This window comes from Agrococcus jenensis (assembly GCF_003752465.1).
Classification (GTDB): domain Bacteria; phylum Actinomycetota; class Actinomycetes; order Actinomycetales; family Microbacteriaceae; genus Agrococcus; species Agrococcus jenensis.
Genome location: NZ_RKHJ01000001.1, coordinates 296019 through 315362, shown reverse-complemented (window position 1 = coordinate 315362; position 19344 = coordinate 296019). Strand labels below are relative to the sequence as shown.

17 protein-coding genes are annotated in these 19344 nt (G+C 73.0%); 10 read left to right on the top strand and 7 right to left on the bottom strand.

Going from position 1 to position 19344, the window contains the following annotated elements; all coding sequences use genetic code 11:
• Positions 1-20: 20 nt before the first annotated feature.
• The 3 genes from EDD26_RS01550 to EDD26_RS01540 all read right to left on the bottom strand — a co-directional run bounded on the left by EDD26_RS01550 (position 21) and on the right by EDD26_RS01540 (position 2192).
• Entirely contained in the window at positions 21-479 is a 459-nt protein-coding gene (locus tag EDD26_RS01550) for a succinate dehydrogenase hydrophobic membrane anchor subunit (protein ID WP_123696105.1), read from the bottom strand.
• On the bottom strand, positions 479-826 hold the full coding sequence (gene sdhC / locus EDD26_RS01545; RefSeq protein ID WP_245989978.1) for a succinate dehydrogenase, cytochrome b556 subunit: 348 nt from the start codon (positions 824-826) through the stop codon (positions 479-481). The genes EDD26_RS01550 and sdhC overlap by 1 nt, the downstream gene beginning before the upstream one ends.
• A 214-nt stretch (positions 827-1040) precedes the next feature.
• Positions 1041-2192: a glycosyltransferase family 4 protein gene (locus tag EDD26_RS01540; protein WP_483923575.1), complete on the bottom strand. Its 1152-nt coding sequence runs from the start codon at positions 2190-2192 to the stop codon at positions 1041-1043.
• A 109-nt stretch (positions 2193-2301) separates the two neighbouring features.
• Between EDD26_RS01540 and EDD26_RS01535 the strand changes: the two genes are divergently transcribed.
• Entirely contained in the window at positions 2302-3414 is a 1113-nt protein-coding gene (locus EDD26_RS01535) for a mannose-1-phosphate guanylyltransferase (RefSeq protein WP_211333805.1), read from the top strand.
• A gap of 76 nt (positions 3415-3490) precedes the next feature.
• Here EDD26_RS01535 and EDD26_RS01530 read toward each other — a convergent pair whose 3' ends face one another.
• Entirely contained in the window at positions 3491-4345 is an 855-nt protein-coding gene (locus EDD26_RS01530; protein WP_170165490.1) for a type IV toxin-antitoxin system AbiEi family antitoxin domain-containing protein, read from the bottom strand.
• A 473-nt stretch (positions 4346-4818) separates the two neighbouring features.
• Between EDD26_RS01530 and EDD26_RS01525 the strand changes: the two genes are divergently transcribed.
• From EDD26_RS01525 to EDD26_RS01480, 9 genes are all read left to right on the top strand, one after another.
• Positions 4819-5892, top strand: a complete 1074-nt coding sequence (locus EDD26_RS01525; protein WP_245989699.1) for a BMP family lipoprotein — start codon at positions 4819-4821, stop codon at positions 5890-5892.
• Positions 5893-6021: 129 nt separating this feature from the next.
• Entirely contained in the window at positions 6022-7125 is a 1104-nt protein-coding gene (locus tag EDD26_RS01520) for a BMP family lipoprotein (protein WP_245989698.1), read from the top strand.
• 132 nt (positions 7126-7257) lie between these two features.
• Positions 7258-8784 (top strand): ABC transporter ATP-binding protein, encoded by a 1527-nt coding sequence (locus EDD26_RS01515; protein ID WP_123696100.1) that lies wholly within the window; start codon positions 7258-7260, stop codon positions 8782-8784.
• On the top strand, positions 8781-10187 hold the full coding sequence (locus tag EDD26_RS01505; RefSeq protein ID WP_245989697.1) for an ABC transporter permease: 1407 nt from the start codon (positions 8781-8783) through the stop codon (positions 10185-10187). Before EDD26_RS01515 ends, EDD26_RS01505 begins: the two co-directional genes overlap by 4 nt.
• Positions 10184-11479 carry an ABC transporter permease gene (locus EDD26_RS01500; protein ID WP_245989696.1) on the top strand — a complete coding sequence of 432 codons (1296 nt, stop codon included), beginning with the start codon at positions 10184-10186 and terminating at the stop codon, positions 11477-11479. Before EDD26_RS01505 ends, EDD26_RS01500 begins: the two co-directional genes overlap by 4 nt.
• Before the next feature lie 8 nt (positions 11480-11487).
• Positions 11488-11901, top strand: a complete 414-nt coding sequence (locus tag EDD26_RS01495; RefSeq protein ID WP_123696099.1) for a cytidine deaminase — start codon at positions 11488-11490, stop codon at positions 11899-11901.
• Between the two features lie 108 nt (positions 11902-12009).
• Positions 12010-13302, top strand: coding sequence for a thymidine phosphorylase (locus tag EDD26_RS01490; RefSeq protein ID WP_123696098.1), 1293 nt, complete (start codon positions 12010-12012; stop codon positions 13300-13302).
• Between the two features lie 61 nt (positions 13303-13363).
• A complete protein-coding gene (locus EDD26_RS01485) occupies positions 13364-14470 on the top strand; it encodes an adenosine deaminase (protein WP_123696097.1) in 1107 nt (368 codons plus the stop codon).
• Positions 14467-14904 carry a PTS sugar transporter subunit IIA gene (locus EDD26_RS01480; protein WP_123696096.1) on the top strand — a complete coding sequence of 146 codons (438 nt, stop codon included), beginning with the start codon at positions 14467-14469 and terminating at the stop codon, positions 14902-14904. Before EDD26_RS01485 ends, EDD26_RS01480 begins: the two co-directional genes overlap by 4 nt.
• Before the next feature lie 75 nt (positions 14905-14979).
• Here EDD26_RS01480 and EDD26_RS01475 read toward each other — a convergent pair whose 3' ends face one another.
• From EDD26_RS01475 to EDD26_RS01465, 3 genes are read right to left on the bottom strand one after another with little or no spacing between them, the layout of a single operon-like run.
• Positions 14980-16650 (bottom strand): phospho-sugar mutase, encoded by a 1671-nt coding sequence (locus EDD26_RS01475; protein WP_123696095.1) that lies wholly within the window; start codon positions 16648-16650, stop codon positions 14980-14982.
• Complete coding sequence (locus EDD26_RS01470; RefSeq protein WP_123696094.1) at positions 16647-17492, bottom strand: purine-nucleoside phosphorylase; 846 nt, start codon at positions 17490-17492, stop codon at positions 16647-16649. Before EDD26_RS01470 ends, EDD26_RS01475 begins: the two co-directional genes overlap by 4 nt.
• Positions 17493-17520: 28 nt before the next feature.
• Complete coding sequence (locus EDD26_RS01465; protein ID WP_170165489.1) at positions 17521-19224, bottom strand: glycosyltransferase; 1704 nt, start codon at positions 19222-19224, stop codon at positions 17521-17523.
• Positions 19225-19344: the final 120 nt, after the last annotated feature.

Genomic DNA, 19344 nt, shown 5'->3' with positions numbered 1-19344 from the left:
TGGGGGACTCCGAATCTCGCCTAGAGGGAGGCGCAGAACGACGGGAGCAGCGCGGGGTCCGCGGCTTCCGGGCAGGGGTTGAACGTGAAGGTGATGAGCGTGCCCAGCAGGATGAGCAGCACGGCGGCGGTGCCGATCGCGCCGAGCGCGAGCGTGCGGACCTTCGGCTTGTGCACGTAGTCGTTGACGATCGTGCGCATGCCGTTCGAGCCGTGCAGGATGGCGAGCCACAGCATCAGCACGTCCCACCACTGCCAGAAGGGCTGAGCGAGCTTGCCGCCCACGAAGCCGAAGTCGATGGCGTGGATGCCGCCGGGCGTCCAGATGAGGTTGTAGGCCAGGTGGCCGAAGATCAGCACGATCAGCACGACGCCGGAGGCGCGCATGAAGATCCAGCCGGCCTTCTCGAGGTTCGGGCCGCGACGGCTCCTCGAGCGGGCGGGGTAGGCGTAGTTCGGGCTCTCGACGGTGACGCTCATCAGTGGGCCTCTTCCATCGGCGAGAACACGTTGATGAGGTGGTTCGGCGTGAAGTAGAGCATGAGCGCCACGACGAGGCCCATGACGATCCAGAACAGCACGCGCTGGTTCTTGGTCGCCCACGGCCAGACGTCGACGAGGATGATGCGCAGGCCGTTGAGGGCGTGGAGCACCACGGCGCCGACGAGACCGACCTCGCCGAGACCCATGATCGGGTTCTTGTAGGTCGCCATGACGGCGTCGTACGCCTCCGGGCTCACCCGGATGAGTGCCGTGTCGAGCACGTGCACCAGCAGGAAGAAGTAGATCGCCACACCGGTGATCCGGTGCAGCACCCACGACCACATGCCCTCGTTGCCGCGATACAGCGTGCCGCTGAACGTGGTCTTGCGAGGGGAGGGATCGGGGAGGACGAGGCTGCTCTGCGTCTTCGACACGCGCAATCCCTCCGTTGTTCGACCGGGCAGATGCATCCATCCTATGCCCGTGGCGAACGGCGTCCGGGCTCGGCGGGTCGCCGCGGTGCGCTCCGGGCGAACGCCAGGAGCGGCGTGCCGGGGCCTACGCGCCGACGAGGCCGTCGATGCCGCGGAGCGCGCGGTGCGATGCCCGCTCGTAGTGGGCGAGCAGCTGGTCGACGACTGCCGACCACGAGCGGGGCAGCACGCGCCGACGGCCGGCCTCGCCCATCCGCGCCCGCATCGACGCGTCGGCGGCGAGCCGCGCGACGGCGGCGCGCAGGTCGGATGCGTCGTCGGGGTCGAAGAGGAACCCGGTCGTGCCGTCGTCGACGAGGTCGATCGGTCCGCCGGCGCGCGGCGCGACGACCGGCAGGCCGCTCGCCGCCGCCTCCTGCAGGGTCTGCCCGAACGTCTCCTCGGTGCCGGTGTGGACGAACACGTCCATCGCGGCGTACGCGGCGCGAAGCGCGGCGCCGTGCAGCTGGCCGAGGAAGACGGGGCCGACGTCGGCGAGCTGCCTGCGGGTCTCGTCCATCGCCGGGCCGTCGCCGACGATCACGACGCGGATGCCCGGCACGCCCGCGAGCGCGCGCAGCCGGTCGAGGCCCTTCTCCGGTGCGACGCGGCCGACGTAGCCCACGATGGACTCGCCGCCCGGCGCCAGTCGGCGGCGCAGGTTGGCGGCCGCCGGGCCCTGGCGGTTGTCGGGGTGGAAGCCCTCGAGGTCGACGCCGCGCACCCAGCGGTGGACGCGCTTGACGCCCGCGTCCTCGAGGTCGGCGATCGCCGACGTCGACGGCGCGAGCGTGCGGTCGGCGGCGTTGTGGATGAGCCGGATGATCTGCCACGCGAAGGGAGAGCCCGCCGCGAGCCGGTTGCGGCGCGCGAAGCCGGCGACGTCGGTCTGGTAGATCGCGACGCTCGGCAGGCCGATGCGGGCGGCCTCGGCGATCGCCTGCCCGCCGAGCATGAACGGGCTCGCGGCGTGCAGCACGTCGGGCTGGAAGCGCGCGAGCAGCGCGGCGACCTGCGGGCTCGGCAGCCCGACCGGGAAGCGCCGGTAGGCGAACGACGGCACCTCGTGGACGGGCACGCCGCGGTAGTGGACGGGGGCGCCGCAGCGCGGTGTGATGACGATGGCCTCGCGGCCGGTCTCGACGAGGCGGTCGAGCACGCGGCAGACCGAGGTGGTCACGCCGTTGACGGTGGGGAGGAAGCTCTCGGTCACGATGGCGACTCGCTCGATGCGCACGATGCCACGGTACGTCGGAGCGGCCGACGGGCGGGAGAGCGCACGGTGAACGGTGCATGAACTGGGGTGCGCGGGGGCCCCCGGGAGGCCCTTGGCTAGGCTCGGGGCCGTGACGGCGATCGACGACTTCTTCAGCATCATCCCCGCAGGTGGCGTGGGCTCGAGGCTCTGGCCGCTCTCGCGCGCCGACGCGCCCAAGTTCCTGCACGACCTGACCGGCAGCGGCAAGACGCTGCTGCGCGCCACATTCGACCGGCTCGGGCCGCTCGCCGGACCCGGCCGGACCATGGTCGTGACCGGCCGGTCGCACCGCGCGGCGGTCGAGGCGCAGATCCCCGAGCTCGACGACGCGAGCATCGTGCTCGAGGCCGACCCGCGCGACTCCACGGTCGCGATCGCGCTCGCCGCCGCGATCCTGCGCCGCCGCGAGCCCGACGTCATCGTCGGCTCGTTCGCCGCCGACCACGTGATCGATGACGAGCGCTCGTTCCGGCGCGCGGTCGGCGAGGCGGTCGCTGCCGCCCGTGCCGGCTACATCGCGACCATCGGCATCACCCCGACGGAGCCGGCGATCGGCTTCGGCTACATCCGCGCGGGCGAGCCGGCGGGCGTCGACGGCGCCCCGAGCGCCGCGCTCGTGCGCGAGTTCGTCGAGAAGCCCTCGGCGAAGGTCGCGCGCAAGTACGTCGACGGCGGCGACTACCTCTGGAACGCGGGCATGTTCATCGCGCGCGCCGACGTGCTGCTCGAGGAGCTGGCGCGCGAGGAGCCCGAGCTCGCCGCGCAGATCGAGGAGCTCGCCGAGGTCTGGGACGAGCCGGCCCAGCGCGGACCGGCCGTCGACCGGCTGTGGCCGCAGCTCAAGAAGATCGCGATCGACTACGCCGTCGCGGAGCCCGCCGCGGCACGCGGCCGGATGGTCGTCGTGCCGGGCGACTTCGACTGGGACGACGTGGGCGACTTCTCCGCGGTCGCGAAGCTGCACAACGGCGCGCACCGCGGCCGCCTCGCGATCCTCGGCGCGGAGGGCACGGTGATCGCCGACTCCGCATCGGGCATCGTCGTCTCGCAGTCGAACCGCATCGTGTCGGTGGTGGGCATCCAGAACGTGGTCGTCGTCGACACCCCGGATGCGCTGCTGGTCACGACGACCGACAACGCGCAGCGCGTGAAGCAGGTCGTCGACGCGGTGCGCCGCTCGGGCAACACCGACGCCCTTTGACCCCCGCGAGCTCGATCGGCCTGAGCCGCTCGCGGACCGGCCAGCGGGGCTGGCGCCGCGGTGAGCCCGATCGAGCTCACGCTCGCTCGGGACGGAGGCGGCCAGGCCAGCGGTGATCGCCGCGACGCACGATCGCGAGGATGTCGCGCTCGATCGCCGGCCACTCGTCGTGGATCTGCTCCCACGTCAGCCGGATCACCAGGTAGCCCTGCGCAACGTGGATGCGGTCGGTGCGCCGATCGCGCTGGAAGGCCTCGGGATCGGCGTGGTAGGTCGTCGAGTCGCACTCGATGATGAGCCGATCGCCGATCAGCAGGTCGACGCGACGGCGCGCGATCCGGACCTGCACCCGCAGGCGGATCCCGCGCGCGCAGAGGCGCACCCGCACCATCGACTCGGTGCCGGCCTCCGACAGCGGCTCGACGCGGTTCAGCAGGGTGCGGACCTCCTTCGGTGCGTCGGTGGCCCACTCGCGCAGGTCCTCCAGCGTCGCGAGCTCGCGGTGCACGATCGAGTCGGCCACGGCGATCAGCTGCTCCGCATCGGCGCACCGGAGTGCGCACCGGAACGCGGTCTCGAGGTCGTCCACCGAGGCACGCACCGGCGGATTGGGTCCATAGGGACGACAGCCCTTCTCGTCGGCCGCCCTGCGAGACCGCTGCCCATCGGCGCGGCGCATGTGACCGCCCGAATGCCGGGGCTGCCACGCCCCGAGCGACGCCATCGCGCTGAGGCAGCTGACGCAGCCGCCCTCGCGCACGGCTGCGAGCGCCATCGGGTCGGGCTGCCACGCGATCCAGCCGCGTCGTACGCGCTCCACCCTGCCTGCGGCGATGGAGGCATCGATCTCGCGCCTCGTGACACCGGCGTCGAGCAGCTGCGCGGTCGTGAGGACGCCGAGCGCCCCGCGGAAGAGCTCGGTCGCATCCATGCCGGGAGTGTGCGGCTCGTGGCGGCTGCGCCGATGCGCTCCGGCCGGTGGCTGTGGATGACGCGCACTGCGGCCCCCGCGAGTACGTGAGCCCGATCGGGCCGAGCGGCCCGCCGGGCATCCATCCCGCTTCGCGCCGCGCTCTGCCCGATCGAGGGCGCGGGGCGGCGGGCACGGGCGGCGCTCGCGGCGAGGGCCGGTGTGAGCCCGATCGGGCTGAGCGGCCCGCCGAGCATCCATCCCGCTCCGCGCCGCGCTCTGCCCGATCGAGCGCACGGGGCGGCGGGCACGGGCGGCGCTCGCGGCCAGAGCGGCGGGAGCCCGGTCGGGCTGAGCGGCCCCCCGAGCATCCATCCCGCTCCGCGCCCCGCTCTGCCCGATCGAGCGCACAGGGCGGCGGGCTCCGCGAGGCGGGTGCGCGCGGGCGCACGGGCGCCGGGCTACGATTCGGTCACCCGCTCGAAGGAGTCCCCGTGTCCCGCACGCTCGCCCTGCCCGCGCTCGCCGCGCTCGTCCTCCTCGCGGGCTGCGCCACGCCGCCGCCCGCCGCCACCGAGACCGCGGGCGGCTCCGAAGCGCCCGAGCAGGCGCTCGAGTGCGCCCAGATGGTGACGAACTCCGGCGGCCTCAACGACCGCTCGTTCAACGAGACGAGCTGGGCCGGCATGGAGCGCGCACAGCAGGAGCTCGGCATCGAGGCGAACGTGCTCGTCTCCACCTCCGAGAGCGACCTCGCGCCCAACGTGCAGGCGGCGGTCGACACCGGCTGCGGCTTCGTGCTCACCGTCGGCTTCGAGCTCGCCGCCGCCACCGGGGAGCAGGCGGAGGCCAACCCCGACGTGCAGTTCGCGATCGTCGACGAGATCGTCGAGGCCCCGAACGTGCGCTCGATCGTGTTCGACACCGCGCAGGCGGCGTACCTCGCCGGCTACGCGGCCGCATCCGTGAGCGAGACCGGCATCGTCGCCACGTTCGGCGGCGGCAACCAGCCGCCGGTCACCCTCTTCATGGACGGCTTCGCCGCCGGCATCGACGCGTACAACGAGGCCAAGGGCACCGAGGTGCGGCTGCTCGGCTGGGACCCGGAGACGCAGGACGGCACCTTCACCGGCGACTTCGAGAACGTGCAGCTCGGCCAGACGCAGACGCAGGCGTTCATCGCGCAGGGCGCCGACGTGATCCTGCCCGTCGCCGGCCAGGTGGGGGAGGGCGCGTTCCGCGCCTCGCTCGACGCCGGCGGGACCGCGCTCGTGCTCTGGGTCGACAACGACGGCTACGACACGCTCCCCGAGGAGTTCCGCCCGCTGCTGCTGACGAGCGTGCTGAAGAACACCGAGGAGGCCGTGGTGGGCGCCGTGAGCGACGCGCTCGACGGCACGCTCTCGGACGAGCCGATCATCGGCACGCTCGAGAACGGCGGCGTCGACATCGCCCCGTTCCACGACCTCGACGCCCGCGTGAGCGACGAGACGAAGGCCGAGCTGGAGGCGCTGCGGGAGCAGATCATCGCCGGCGAGATCACGGTGGAGTCGCCCTCGAGCCCGTGACGTGACGGGTTTGCAACGATTGCGTTTCGGTGGCGCGATCGGTGCGCTGGCGCCGTTCGGGCGGCCCTATGCTCAACCATCATGCGCTCAGCCGCGTCGCGGCGAGCATCCTTTGCACTGGAGGATCCCTTGAGGAAGTTCAACCGTTCCGCCGCGCGCGGCGGCGTCATCGCCATCGGCGCGGCGCTCCTGCTCGCCGGCTGCGCCGCAGCGCCGGAGGCCCCCACCGGCTCCGAGCCGGCCGGCTCCGAGTCCGCGGCCCCGACCACCGACATCCAGCCCTGCATCGTCTCCGACGAGGGCGGCTTCGACGACCGCTCGTTCAACCAGCTCGGCGCCGAGGGCCTCCGTGCCGCGGCCGAGGGCCTGGGCGTCGAGCCGATCGAGGTCGAGTCCGCCTCGCCCGCCGACTACGCGCCGAACCTCGACAGCGTCATCGCCGAGGGCTGCAACATGGTCGTCTCGGTCGGCTTCCAGCTCGCCGAGGCCACGGGTGCCGCAGCGACCGCGAACCCGGACATCAACTTCGCGATCATCGACGACCAGTCGGTGACGGCGGACAACGTGCAGCCGATCGTCTACGACACGGCGCAGGCCGCGTTCCTCGCCGGCTACGCCGCCGCCTCGTACACCGAGTCGGGCACCATCGCCACCTGGGGCGGCCTCCAGATCCCGCCGGTGACGATCTTCATGGACGGCTTCGTCGAGGGCGCCGAGTACTACAACGAGCAGAACGGCACCGACGTGCAGGTGCTCGGCTGGGACGCCGAGGCGCAGTCCGGCTCGTTCACCGGTGGCTTCGCCGCCGGCGTCGAGGCGAAGGCCATGGCGGAGACCTTCATCGGCCAGGGCGCGGACGTGCTCATGCCGGTCGGCGGCCCCATCTTCCTGTCGGCCGCTGAGGCCATCCGTGACCAGGGCGACGACTCGGGCATCGTGATGATCGGCGTCGACGCCGACCTCTACGAGACCTCGCCCGACAACGCCGACCTCTTCCTCACCTCGGTGCTGAAGGGCATGTCGACGGGCGTCCAGACGGTCGTCGAGCAGGCTGCGGCCGGTGAGTTCTCCAGCGAGCCGTACGTGGGCACGCTCGAGAACGACGGTGTCGGCCTCGCGCCGTTCCACGACTTCGAGGGATCGGTCGACCCCGAGCTGCAGACGCAGCTCGACGACATCCGCGAGGCGATCATCGCCGGCGAGATCACGGTCGAGTCGCCCGCCAGCCCGTAGTCACAGGCCAGCGCATGCGCGTGGGGGTCGGCTCCGGCCGGCCCCCACGCGCGTGAGCGGCACAGGAGCGCGCGCCGGATGCGCCGTTCCGGCTAGATTCTTGAGTCGTCAGCGCCGTCGAAGGAAGGCACCATGACCGCCCCGCACTCGACCCTCCAGCTTCGTGGCATCACGAAGCGCTTCGGCGCGCTCACCGCCAACGATCACATCGACCTCGAGGTCAAGGCCGGCGAGATCCACTGCCTGCTCGGTGAGAACGGCGCGGGCAAGTCGACCCTCATGAACGTGCTCTACGGCCTCTACCAGGCCGACGAGGGCGAGATCCTGCTCGACGGCGCACCGCAGCGCTTCGCAGGACCCGGCGATGCCATGCACGCCGGCATCGGCATGGTGCACCAGCACTTCATGCTCATCCCCGTGTTCACCGTCGCCGAGAACGTGCTGCTCGGCCACGAGAAGGCGCTCGGCGGGCTCGCCGGCGCGAAGCAGAAGGTGCGCGAGATCTCGCAGCGCTTCGGCTTCCACGTCGACCCCGACGCGAAGATCGAGGACCTGCCAGTCGGCGTCCAGCAGCGCGTCGAGATCATCAAGGCGCTGTCGCAGGACGCGAAGGTGCTCGTGTTCGACGAGCCCACCGCGGTCCTCACGCCGCAGGAGACCGACGAGCTCATGGCGATCATGCAGCAGCTCCGCGACGAGGGCACCGCGATCGTCTTCATCACGCACAAGCTGCGCGAGGTGCGCGCGATCGCCGACCGCATCACGGTCATCCGCCTCGGCAAGGTGGTCGGCGAGGCGAGCCCCACGTCGACGAGCACCGAGCTCGCGTCGATGATGGTCGGCCGCCCGGTCGAGCTGACCGTGCAGAAGAGCCCGCCGGTGCTCACCGACAACCTGCTCACGGTCTCGGGCCTGACCGTCCTCGACGCGATCGGCCAGAAGGTCGTCAACGACGTCTCGTTCACCGTGCACGGCGGCGAGGTGCTCTGCATCGCCGGCGTCCAGGGCAATGGGCAGACCGAGCTCACCGAGGCGATCCTCGGGCTCCAGTCGCGCGCCAAGGGCTCGATCGACCTCAACGGCAACGAGCTGCTGGGCGACTCGGTGCGCGAGGTGCTCGACGCCGGCGTCGGCTTCGTGCCCGAGGACCGCAAGGTCGACGGGCTCGTCGGCGACTTCTCGATCGCCGAGAACCTCATGCTCGACCGCTACCGCGGCACGCCGTTCATCAAGGCCGGCACGGTCGACCGCGGCGCGCGCGACGCGTTCGCCGACGAGAAGCTCGGCGCCTTCGACATCCGCGCGCAGGGGATCGACACGCACGTCGGCACCCTCTCGGGCGGCAACCAGCAGAAGGTCGTGCTCGCGCGCGAGCTCGGCCGGCCGCTCGCGCTCTTCGTCGCGTCGCAGCCCACCCGTGGCCTCGACGTCGGCTCGATCGAGTTCGTGCACAGCCAGATCATCGCGACGCGCGACGCCGGCATCCCGGTGATCGTCGTCTCGACCGAGCTCGACGAGGTCGTCGGGCTCGCCGACCGCATCGCGGTCATGTACCGGGGCGGCATCGTGGGCATCGTGCCCGCGGACACCAGCCGCGACACGCTCGGCCTCATGATGGCCGGCGAGCGACCCGCCCACCTCGAAGGAGCCGCAGCGTGAACGACCGACCGCTCGACGGCGACGACCCCATCCAGCCCGACCCGCCGCAGCGCCCGGGCGGCTCGCCCGACTCCGGATCCGCGCCGGCCGTCGTGCACGCGCCGGAGGTCGCGGAGGTCGCCGCGCCCGCCGCCGTCGCGCCGACCGACGACCGCACGGTCGAGGACGACGACCCCTGGGGCAGCGCCTTCCGCCGCATCATGGGCGGCAACCTCGTCATGGCCGTGCTCGCGATCCTCACCTCCCTCGTGGTCGGCGGCATCCTCATCGCCGCGACCGACGAGCGGGTGCAGGAGACGAGCGGATACTTCTTCGCTCGCCCCGGCGACATGCTCGGCGCCGCCTGGGACGCCGTCTTCGGCGCGTACTCCGCGCTCTTCCAGGGCTCGATCCTCAACCTGTCGCGCGCCGACGCCGGCTTCGCGCAGCTCATCAAGCCGCTCACCGACACGCTGAACTTCGCCACCCCGCTCATCGCCGCGGGCCTCGGCGTCGCGATCGCGTTCCGCGTCGGCCTGTTCAACATCGGTGGCCGCGGCCAGATGCTGTGGGCCGCCGCCGCGGCGGGCTGGGTCGGCTTCTCGTTCGAGCTCCCGCCCGTGCTCCACGTGCTCGTCGCGATCGCCGTCGGCATCGCCGCCGGCGCGATTTGGGGCGGCATCGCGGGTGCGCTCAAGGCGTTCACGGGCGCGCACGAGGTGATCGTCACGATCATGCTCAACTTCGTCGCGCTCTGGTTCATCACCTGGATGCTGCGCACGCCCGGCCTGCTGCAGAACCCGGGCAGCAACAACCCGATCTCGCCGCCCATGCCCCCGTCGGCGACGCTGCCATCGATGTTCGGCCCGCCGTTCACGCTGCACTGGGGCTTCGTGCTCTCGGTCGCCGCGGTGATCTTCTGCTCGTGGCTCATCAACCGCTCGAGCCTCGGCTTCCAGTTCCGCGCGGTCGGCTTCAACGCCAACGCCGCCCTCAACGCCGGCATGGACGTGCGGCGCATCACGGTGCTCGCCATGCTCTTCTCGGGCGGCTTCATGGGCCTCGCGGGCGCGCAGCAGGTGACGGGCGCGGTCACGACCGGGTTCACCTCCGGCATCGACGCGGGCATCGGCTTCGACGCGATCACGGTCGCGCTGCTCGGCGGCTCCACCCCGTGGGGCACGTTCTTCGCCGGGCTGCTCTTCGGCGCGTTCAAGGCCGGCGGCTTCCGCATGCAGGCCGCCGAGGGCGTGCCGATCGACATCATCCTCGTCGTGCAGTCGTTCATCGTGCTCTTCATCGCGGCCCCGCCGCTCGTGCGCGCGATGTTCGGCCTGCCGCAGCCCGGCAAGAAGTCGCGCCGCCAGCGCCGCGACGAGGCCGCGCTCGCCGCCGCGACCCAGACGAAGGGGGAGCAGGCGTGAGCACGCAGCAGCCCATCGACGCGCAGTCGCCTGCGCCCGCCCAGACGGTCGAGCTCGAGCGCGCCGTCGTCCGGCACTGGAAGGCGCCCGTCGCCTACGCCGTGCTCACCCTCGTCGCCGCGATCCTCATGATCGGCCTCGGCCGCGACGGCAGCGCGACGCTCCGGCTCGCCGACTCCGGCGACATCATCGCGCTCCCGGATGCGGTGCTCCCGTCGCGCCCGACCGGCATCGTCATCGCGCTCGTGCTCGCCGCGCTCACCGCGTTCGCGTTCTGGGCCGCGGCCTCCGCGCGCCGCGTCGGCGCCTGGCTGCCCGTCGTCTTCGGCCTGCTGTTCGTCATCGGCTTCCTCAGCTGGGCCGGTGCGGGGTCGATGATTCCGATCGCCGGCCTGCTGTTCGCGACCGTCGGCCTGTCGGTGCCGATCATCTTCGGCGCCATGGGCGGCGTCATCTCCGAGCGCGCCGGCGTCGTCAACATCGCGATCGAGGCGCAGCTGCTCGGCGGCGCCTTCACCGGCGCGGTGGTCGCCTCCGCCACCGGCAGCACCATCGTCGGCGTGCTCGCCGCGATGCTCGCGAGCGTGCTCATCTCGATGGTGCTCGCGGTCTTCGCGATCCGGTACTTCGTCGAGCAGGTGATCGTCGGCGTCGTGCTCAACGTGCTCGTCGCCGGGCTCACGAACTTCTTCTACTCGTCGGTGCTCACCGACAACCAGGCGCTCAACTCGCCCGACCGCCTGCCGAAGCTCCCGATCCCGCTGCTCGAGGGCATCCCGCTGCTGGGGCCCGCGCTCTTCAACCAGTCGATCATCGTCTACGCGATGTACATCGCCGTGCCGCTCATCGCCTGGGGCCTCTTCAAGACCACCTGGGGCCTCCGCCTGCGCGCGATCGGCGAGCACCCGATGGCTGCCGACACGGTCGGCATCAAGGTCAACCGGCTGCGCTTCTGGAACGTCTCGCTCGCCGGCGCGGTCGCGGGCCTCGGCGGCGCGTACTTCACGCTCGACTCGAACGGCTCGTTCACGCGCGAGATGACGGCGGGCCTCGGCTACATCGCGCTCGCCGCGGTGATCTTCGGCCAGTGGCACCCGATCAAGGCGACGGCGGCGGCGCTGCTGTTCGGCTTCGCGTCGGCGCTGCAGCAGACGCTCGGCGCGATCGGCTCGCCGGTGCCGAGCGAGTTCATGCTCATGCTCCCGTACGTCGTCACGCTCCTCGCGGTCGCCGGCTTCATCGGCCAGTCGCGGGCGCCGGCGGCGAGCGGCAAGCCCTACATCAAGCAATAGGACGACGGATGCCCGACATCGACTGGCCGGCGCTGCACGGCGCCGCCGTGGGGGCGGCCGCGAAGGCCTACGCGCCCTACTCGGGGTTCCCGGTGGGCGCGGCGGCGCTCGTCGACGACGGCCGCCTCATCACCGGCGCGAACATCGAGAACGCCGCCTACGGCGTGACGCTGTGCGCGGAGTGCTCGCTCGTGAGCGAGCTCGTGATGGGCGGCGGCGGCCGGCTGGTGGCGTTCGCGTGCGTGAACGGCGCGGGGGAGCGGCTCATGCCGTGCGGACGGTGCCGTCAGCTGCTGTCGGAGCACGCGGCGCCCGGGATGCTGCTCGACACCGTCAGCGGCATCCGCACGATCGACCAGGTGCTCCCGGACGCGTTCGGCCCGCGGGAGCTCGACGACTACGCGGCGACCCGCGACGCCTGACCATCCGGCCCGGCCACGACGGGCCTCCCGGCGCGAGTGTGCTTGGGTCGAGGTTGCAGGGACCACCACGAGGGCCCGACCGCGCGGTCGGGCGAGGCGAGGAGCAGCATGGCTGAGGCGTTCGACGTCGTCGACATCATCCGCACGAAGCGCGACCGGGGCACGCTCGGCACCGCGCAGATCGACTGGCTCGTCGACGCGTACACGCGCGGCTACGTCGAGGACCCGCAGATGGCGGCGCTCGCCATGGCGATCCTGCTGAACGGCATGGACCGACGCGAGATCCACGACCTGACGATGGCGATGATCGCCTCGGGCGAGCGGATGGACTTCTCGTCGCTCGACGCGCCCACCGTCGACAAGCACTCGACCGGCGGCGTCGGCGACAAGATCACGCTGTCGCTCATGCCGCTCGTCGCGGCCTTCGGCGCCGCGGTGCCGCAGCTGTCGGGGCGCGGCCTCGGCCACACCGGCGGCACGCTCGACAAGCTCGAGTCCATCCCCGGGTGGCGCGCCGACCTGTCGAACCAGCAGATGCTCGAGCAGCTGCGCACCGTCGGCGGCGTCATCTGCGCGGCCGGCGCCGGCCTCGCGCCCGCCGACAAGCGGCTCTACGCGCTCCGCGACATCACCGGCACCGTCGAGGCCATCCCGCTCATCGCATCCTCGATCATGTCGAAGAAGATCGCGGAGGGCACGGGCGCGCTCGTGCTCGACGTGAAGTTCGGCTCCGGCGCCTTCATGCAGGAGTTCGAGCGGGCGCGCGAGCTCGCGCTCACGATGGTCGAGCTGGGCCGCGACGCGGGCGTCGAGACCCGCGCGCTGCTCACCGCGATGGACACGCCGCTCGGCCTCGCGATCGGCAACGCCAACGAGGTGCGGGAGTCGGTCGAGGTGCTCGCCGGCGGCGGGCCCGCCGACATCGTCGAGCTCACCGTCGCGCTCGCGCGCGAGATGCTCGACGCGGTGGGGCAGCCCGACGCCGACGTCGAGGCGGCGCTCGCCGACGGCCGTGCCATGGATGTCTGGCGGCGCTTCGTCGTCGCGCAGGGCGGCGACCCGGATGCGGCGCTGCCGACCGCGAACGAGACGCACACGGTGGTCGCGGAGGCCGACGGCGTGCTCGCGCGCCAGGAGGCGCTGCCGTTCGGCATCGCCGCATGGCGGCTCGGCGCCGGTCGCGCCCGCGCGAGCGATCCCGTCGTGCACGCCGCGGGCATCGACCTGCACGTGAAGCCGGGCGACGCGGTGCGGAAGGGCGACCCGCTCTGGACGATCTCGGCCGACGACGCCACCCGCATCCCGCGCGCGCTCGAGGCGCTCGAGGGCGCGTGGGAGCTCGCCGCGCCGGGCGCCGAGGTGCCGGTCCCGCCGATCGTGCGCGAGCGGATCGGCGCCTGATCCCGGCGACATCCGCGGCAGGTACGATCGAGGTCCTGCAGGAACCGACGACGGGGACGAGATGAGCCGCTACGAGGTCGACGGCGTCGACATCCAGACGCTGCCGAAGGTCAGCCTCCACGACCACCTCGACGGCGGACTGCGACCGCAGACCATCCTCGAGCTGGCCGACGAGATCGGGCTCGAGCTGCCCGCGAGCGACGCCGCGTCGCTCGGCGCGTGGTTCGCCCAGCAGTCGAACTCCGGCTCGCTGCCCGAGTACCTGAAGACGTTCGACATCACGACCGCGGTGATGCAGACGGAGCACGGCCTGCACCGCGTCGCGAAGGAGTTCGTGCTCGACCTCGCCGAGGACGGCGTGATCTACGGCGAGATCCGCTGGGCGCCCGAGCAGCACCTGCAGCGAGGCCTCACGCTCGACGCGGCGGTCGAGGCGGTGCAGGCCGGCATCGAGGAGGCCATCGCGCTCGTCGCGACGCACGGCGGCCGCATCCGGGTCGGGCAGCTCGTCAGCGCCATGCGCCACCTCGACCGCGGCGACGAGATCGCCGAGCTCGCGCTGCGGCACCGCGATCGCGGCGCGGTCGGCTTCGACATCGCCGGCCCCGAGGCGGGCTTCCCCGCGTCGCGCATGCAGTCGGCGTTCGACATCCTGGCGCGCGCGCACTTCCCGGCCACCGTCCACGCGGGCGAGGGCGACGGCATCGCGAGCATCGCCGACGCGCTGTTCTCGGGCCGCGCGCTGCGGCTCGGGCACGGCACCCGCATCGCGGAGGACATCCACGTCGAGGAGGAGACCGACGACGCGGTCGTCGTGCGCCTCGGCGAGGTCGCCGAGTGGGTGAAGGACCGGCAGATCGCCCTCGAGGTGAGCCCATCCTCCAACCTGCAGACCGGCACGATCGCGCAGTGGGGCACCGCGCTCGAGGACCACCCGATCGACCTGCTGCACCAGCTGGGGTTCTGCGTCACCGTCAACGTCGACAACCGCCTGCAGTCGGGCACGACGCTCACGCGCGAGCTCGGGCTGCTCGTCGACGCCTTCGAGTGGGACCTCGACGACCTCGAGCAGGTGACGCAGAACGCCGCCGCGAGCGCGTTCTGCTCGTTCGAGGAGCGCGAGGAGCTGGCGGACGAGATCGCCGACGGGTTCGACGACCTGCGATGAGCCTGCCGCTCGACGAGGCCACCTTCTCGCCAGGGGTGCACGCGGACGACTGGCGCGCGGCCGTGCGCGCGGCGGGCGTCGACCTCGTGACGGCGAGCGCCGTGGGGCGGGCCTACGTCGAGGAGCTCGTGCAGCAGATCGAGTCGGCGGGGCCCTACTGCGTCGTCGCGCCGGGTGTCGCGGTGCCGCACGCCAAGGCGAGCGGCGTCGTGCGTCGCGACGCGCTCGCGATCGTCGTGCTCGACGAGCCGGTCGCGTTCGGCCACCCGCACAACGACCCGGTGCGCGTCGTCATCGGCCTCGCGGCGACGAGCGCGCGGCAGCACCTCCGGATGCTCGCCGAGCTCGCCAACGCGCTCGACGGCTCCGGCGTCACCGACGCGCTCGCGGCCGCCACCACGCGCGACGAGGCGATCGCCGCCCTCCGCACCTGAGCACCTGATCCTCGACGTCGCCAGTGGTCGTTCGTCGCGTATAGGCGGTCGACCGACCACCGGCGACGTTGAGTCTCAGGCCTCGAGCAGGGGGCGGACCGCGTCGGCGATCGCCGCGACGCGGGCGCGCGCCGCGCGCACGCGCTGGGCCGGTGCGCCCTCGGCCGACATCGCGTCGATGTAGACCTTGACCTTGGGCTCGGTGCCGCTCGGCCGCACCATCACGCGCGAGCCGTCGTCGAGGGTGAAGCGCAGGATGTCGCCGATCTCGCCGTGCTCGGGCAGCGACAGGTCGTCGGCGGCGAGCACCGCGGATCCCGCGAGCTCGGCCGGCGGCGTCGCCCGCAGCGCGGCCATGGTCGCCGGGATGCGCGCGAGATCCGTCACGCGCACGCTCACCTGACCCGACTCGAACGCGCCGAACTCGCCGGCCAGCGCGAGCAGCTCCTCGGTGAGCGACGAGCCGCGCTCGTGCAGCTCGACGGCGAGCGTGAGCACCCGCACGAGCGCCGAGACGCCGTCCTTGTCGCGCACGGTGCCCGGGTTCACGAGGTAGCCGAGCGCCTCCTCGAACCCGAAGGTGAGGTCGGGCACGCGCGAGACCCACTTGAAGCCCGTGAGCGTCTGCACGAAGCGCAGGCCGTGCGCCTCGGCGATCGTGCCGAGGCCGGGGGAGGAGACGATGGATGCGGCGAGCACGCCGCGCCCGCGGGCCGCGCGGGCCGCGTCCCAGCCGAGCAGCAGGCCCACCTCGTTGCCCGTGAGCATCCGCCAGCCCGAGGGGGCGGCGGCGTCGGGCACGGCGACCGCGAGCCGGTCGGCGTCGGGGTCGTTCGCGAGGATCAGGTCGGCGCCGCGCTCGGTCGCGAGCGCCATGGCGAGGTCGAGCGCGCCGGGCTCCTCGGGGTTCGGGAACGCCACGGTCGGGAACGCGCCGTCGGGCTCCGCCTGCTCCGGCACGACGATGACGGGCGGGAAGCCGGCCTCGGCGAGCACCGCCTCGACGGTCTCGAGGCCGACGCCGTGCAGCGGCGTGTAGACCACGGTGAGCGCGGATCCGGCGTCCTGGTCGGTCGGCAGGCCGATCGCGGCCGTGGCGGCGACGTACGCCTCCCAGACACCTTCGCCCGCGACCTCCGGCTCGCCGCGCGGGTAGTCGGCGACCGGCACGGCCGCCGCCTCGACGATCCGCTCGGCGATCTCGCCGTCGACGGGCGGGACGATCTGGCTGCCCTCGTCGGCGCCGCCGAGGTAGACCTTGTAGCCGTTGTCGGCGGGCGGGTTGTGGCTCGCGGTCACCATCACGCCAGCGCTCGCGCCCAGGTGGCGCACCGCGAACGCGGTGACCGGCGTCGGCAGCAGGCGCGGCAGCAGGATCGCCCGCACGCCGGCGCCGGCGAACACCTCGGCCGCGTCGCGCGCGAACTCCTCGGAGCCGCGGCGCCCGTCCCAGCCGATCACGATCGACGGATGCGGCTCGCGCCCGACGAGGAAGGCGGCGAGCCCGGCGGACGCCTGCTGCACCACGACCCGGTTCATGCGGTTGGGGCCGGCGCCGATCGCGCCGCGCAGCCCGGCGGTGCCGAACTGCAGGCGGCCGCGGAACGCATCCGTCACCGCGGCGACGGCGAGCTCGTCGCCGGCCTCGGCGGCGGCGATGGCGGCCTCGAGCTCGGCGCGCGTCTCGGGGTCCGGATCGCCGGCGGCCCAGGCGCGCGCGGCGTCGAGCACGTCGGGCGCGGTCATGCCTGCTGGCCGATCGCGGCGACGACGTCGGCGAGCAGGCGACCGAGGCGTCCCTCCGCCTCCCGGCCAGCCTCGATGACCTCCGCGTGCGAGAGGGGGGTCGTCTGGATGCCCGCAGCGAGGTTGGTGATGAGGCTGAGCCCGAGCACCTCCATGCCGGCCTCGCGCGCCGCGATGGCCTCGAGCGCGGTCGACATGCCGCAGATGTGGCCGCCGATCGCCTTCGCCATCTGCACCTCGGCGGGGGTCTCGTAGTGCGGCCCGCGGAACTGCACGTAGACGCCCTCGTCGAGCGAGCCGTCGACCGATCGGGCGATGTCTCGCAGGCGCGGCGCGTACAGGTCGGTGAGGTCGACGAAGGTGGCGCCCTCGAGCGGGGAGTCGGCGGTGAGGTTGATGTGGTCGCTGATGAGCACGGGCTGGCCGGGGGTCCAGTGCGGCTTGATGCCGCCGGCGCCGTTCGTCAGCACCATGACGGATGCGCCCGCCGCGGCCGCGGTGCGCACGGAGTGCACGACCCGGCGCACGCCGTGCCCCTCGTAGTAGTGGGTGCGCGCGCCGATGACGAGGGCGCGGCGGCCGTCGTCGAGCAGGATCGAGCGCAGCGTGCCCACGTGCCCCTCGAGCGCGGGCTTCGAGAAGCCGGTGACGTCGGTCGCCGGGATGGTGTGCGTCGTCTCGCCGATGAGGTCGGCCGCCTTCGCCCAGCCCGAGCCCAGCGTGAGGGCGATGTCGTGCGACTCGACGCCGGTGATGCGGCGGATGTCGTCGGCGGCCTGCCGGGCGACGGCGCGCGGGTCGGCGCCGCCGTCGAGCGGGTGGGTGTCGTGCTCGTGCTTCATGGCGCCCACTCTAGAGGCGGTGCGGGCGTCACCGGCCGAGCACCAGGGCACGCCGCCCGGCGTCGTCGCCGTAGAACCATCCGAGCCACGCGACCGCCAGCGCGAGCAGCGCCGCGCCGAGCGCGCACCACGTGAGCCCGGCCGCGAGCAGCACCACCGCCCACCCGAGCTGGAGCACCACGAAGCCCACCTCGGCGAGCACGGCGGGCCAGTGGATGCGCACCCGCTGGGTCGCGACTCCGGCGCCGGCCTTCGGCGTGCGCTCGAACTCGGTGTGCATCGGGCCGTGCAGGCCCTCGACGAAGGCCATGAGCTGGTGCGGCAGCATGCCCGCGTTCAGCACGACGTACGGCACCACGCGCGCGAGCCGTCGCAGGAGGCCGCGCGCCGTCGGTCGCGGGTCGTCGAGGCGCATCCCCTCGACGCTCGCGAGCGCGGTCGACAGCAGCAGCCAGGCGAGGGTCGGCGCGAGGTACGCGGCGATGCCCGCGCCGGCGCCGAGCGCGCCCGCCCACAGGCCGGTGGAGATGAGGAACGGCAGCGTGCACACCCACAGCGCCCACAGCGGCCACTGCCACGCGATCGTCATGTGGTACGCCAGCTGCAGCCGGCGGGCGGGGCGCTCGCGGAGCGATCCGAGCAGGGTGCCGAGGTGCAGCCGCTGCAGCTGCACCCAGCCGGAGGTCCAGCGCTTCTGCTGCGCCTTGTAGGCGGTCACGGTGGCGGGCAGCTCGCTCGGCACCACGATCTCCTTCACCGCCGTCGTGCGCCAGCCGAGGAAGAGGTGCCGGAAGCTCAGCTCGCAGTCCTCCACGAGGCTCGCCGCCCGCCAGCCGCCCGCCGACTCGATCGCATCCGCCCGCCAGACGCCGGCCGTGCCCGTGAAGTTCACGAATCGCCAGCGGGCGCTGCGGAACGACTTCTGCACGATGTGGTGGTCGTCGACCCAGAGCGACTGGGCCCGGGTCAGCCAGGAGTCGTCCGCGTTCAGGTGGCCCCAGCGCGCCTGCACGAGCGCCAGGTCGGGCAGCGGTCGTCCCTGCTCGTCGTGCAAGTGGGCGACGGCCTCGAGCAGGAAGCCCGGCGCCGGCACGAAGTCGGCGTCGAGGATGACGAGCAGCTCGGCGTCGGTCTGCCGGCGGGCGGCCTCGAGCGCGCCCGCCTTGTAGCCGGCGCGGTCAGCGCGGCGCAGCACCCGGCAGTCGACGCCCCGGTCGCGCGCCCGCGCGGCAGCCCGGTCGACGACCCGCCGCGTCACCGGGTCGACCGAGTCGTCGAGCACCTGGATGACGAGGCGGTCGGCGGGCCACCGCAGCGCGGCCGCGGCCTCGATCGCGCGGCTCGCCACCGCCGGCTCCTCGAACATGGGCAGCTGCACGGCGACCTTGGGCAGTCGCATCGGCAGCCGGCCGGGCCGGGCCGCCGCGCGCCCGTGCCGCAGGTAGCCGATGCGCTCCGCGAGCCCCGCGGCGAGGTAGGCGAGGATCACGAGGAAGGGCACGTGGCCGAGCAGCACCTGCAGCCACCACGTGGCGGTGCCGGTGGGGGCGGCCTCGACCACGCCGAGGCCGGCGAGCACGAGCATGCCGGTGAGCACGAGGGCGAGCGGCACGACCGGCAGCCACCAGGGGAGCGGCTCGGTGGCGGCATCCGCACGCGCGGGCGGCGGCGCGACGGGGCCGGGCCCCTGGACGGTCGGCGGCTGGTGGACGGGGTGCTGGACGACGGACATGGCGGCTCCTCCGCTGGACGTGCGGCCAGTCTCGGCGCGGCGCATGAGGGCGGTGGGTGCTGCCCGATGAGAGCTCCCTCATGGCGGCGCCAGGCCGCACGACATCGCCCGTGCCCCGGC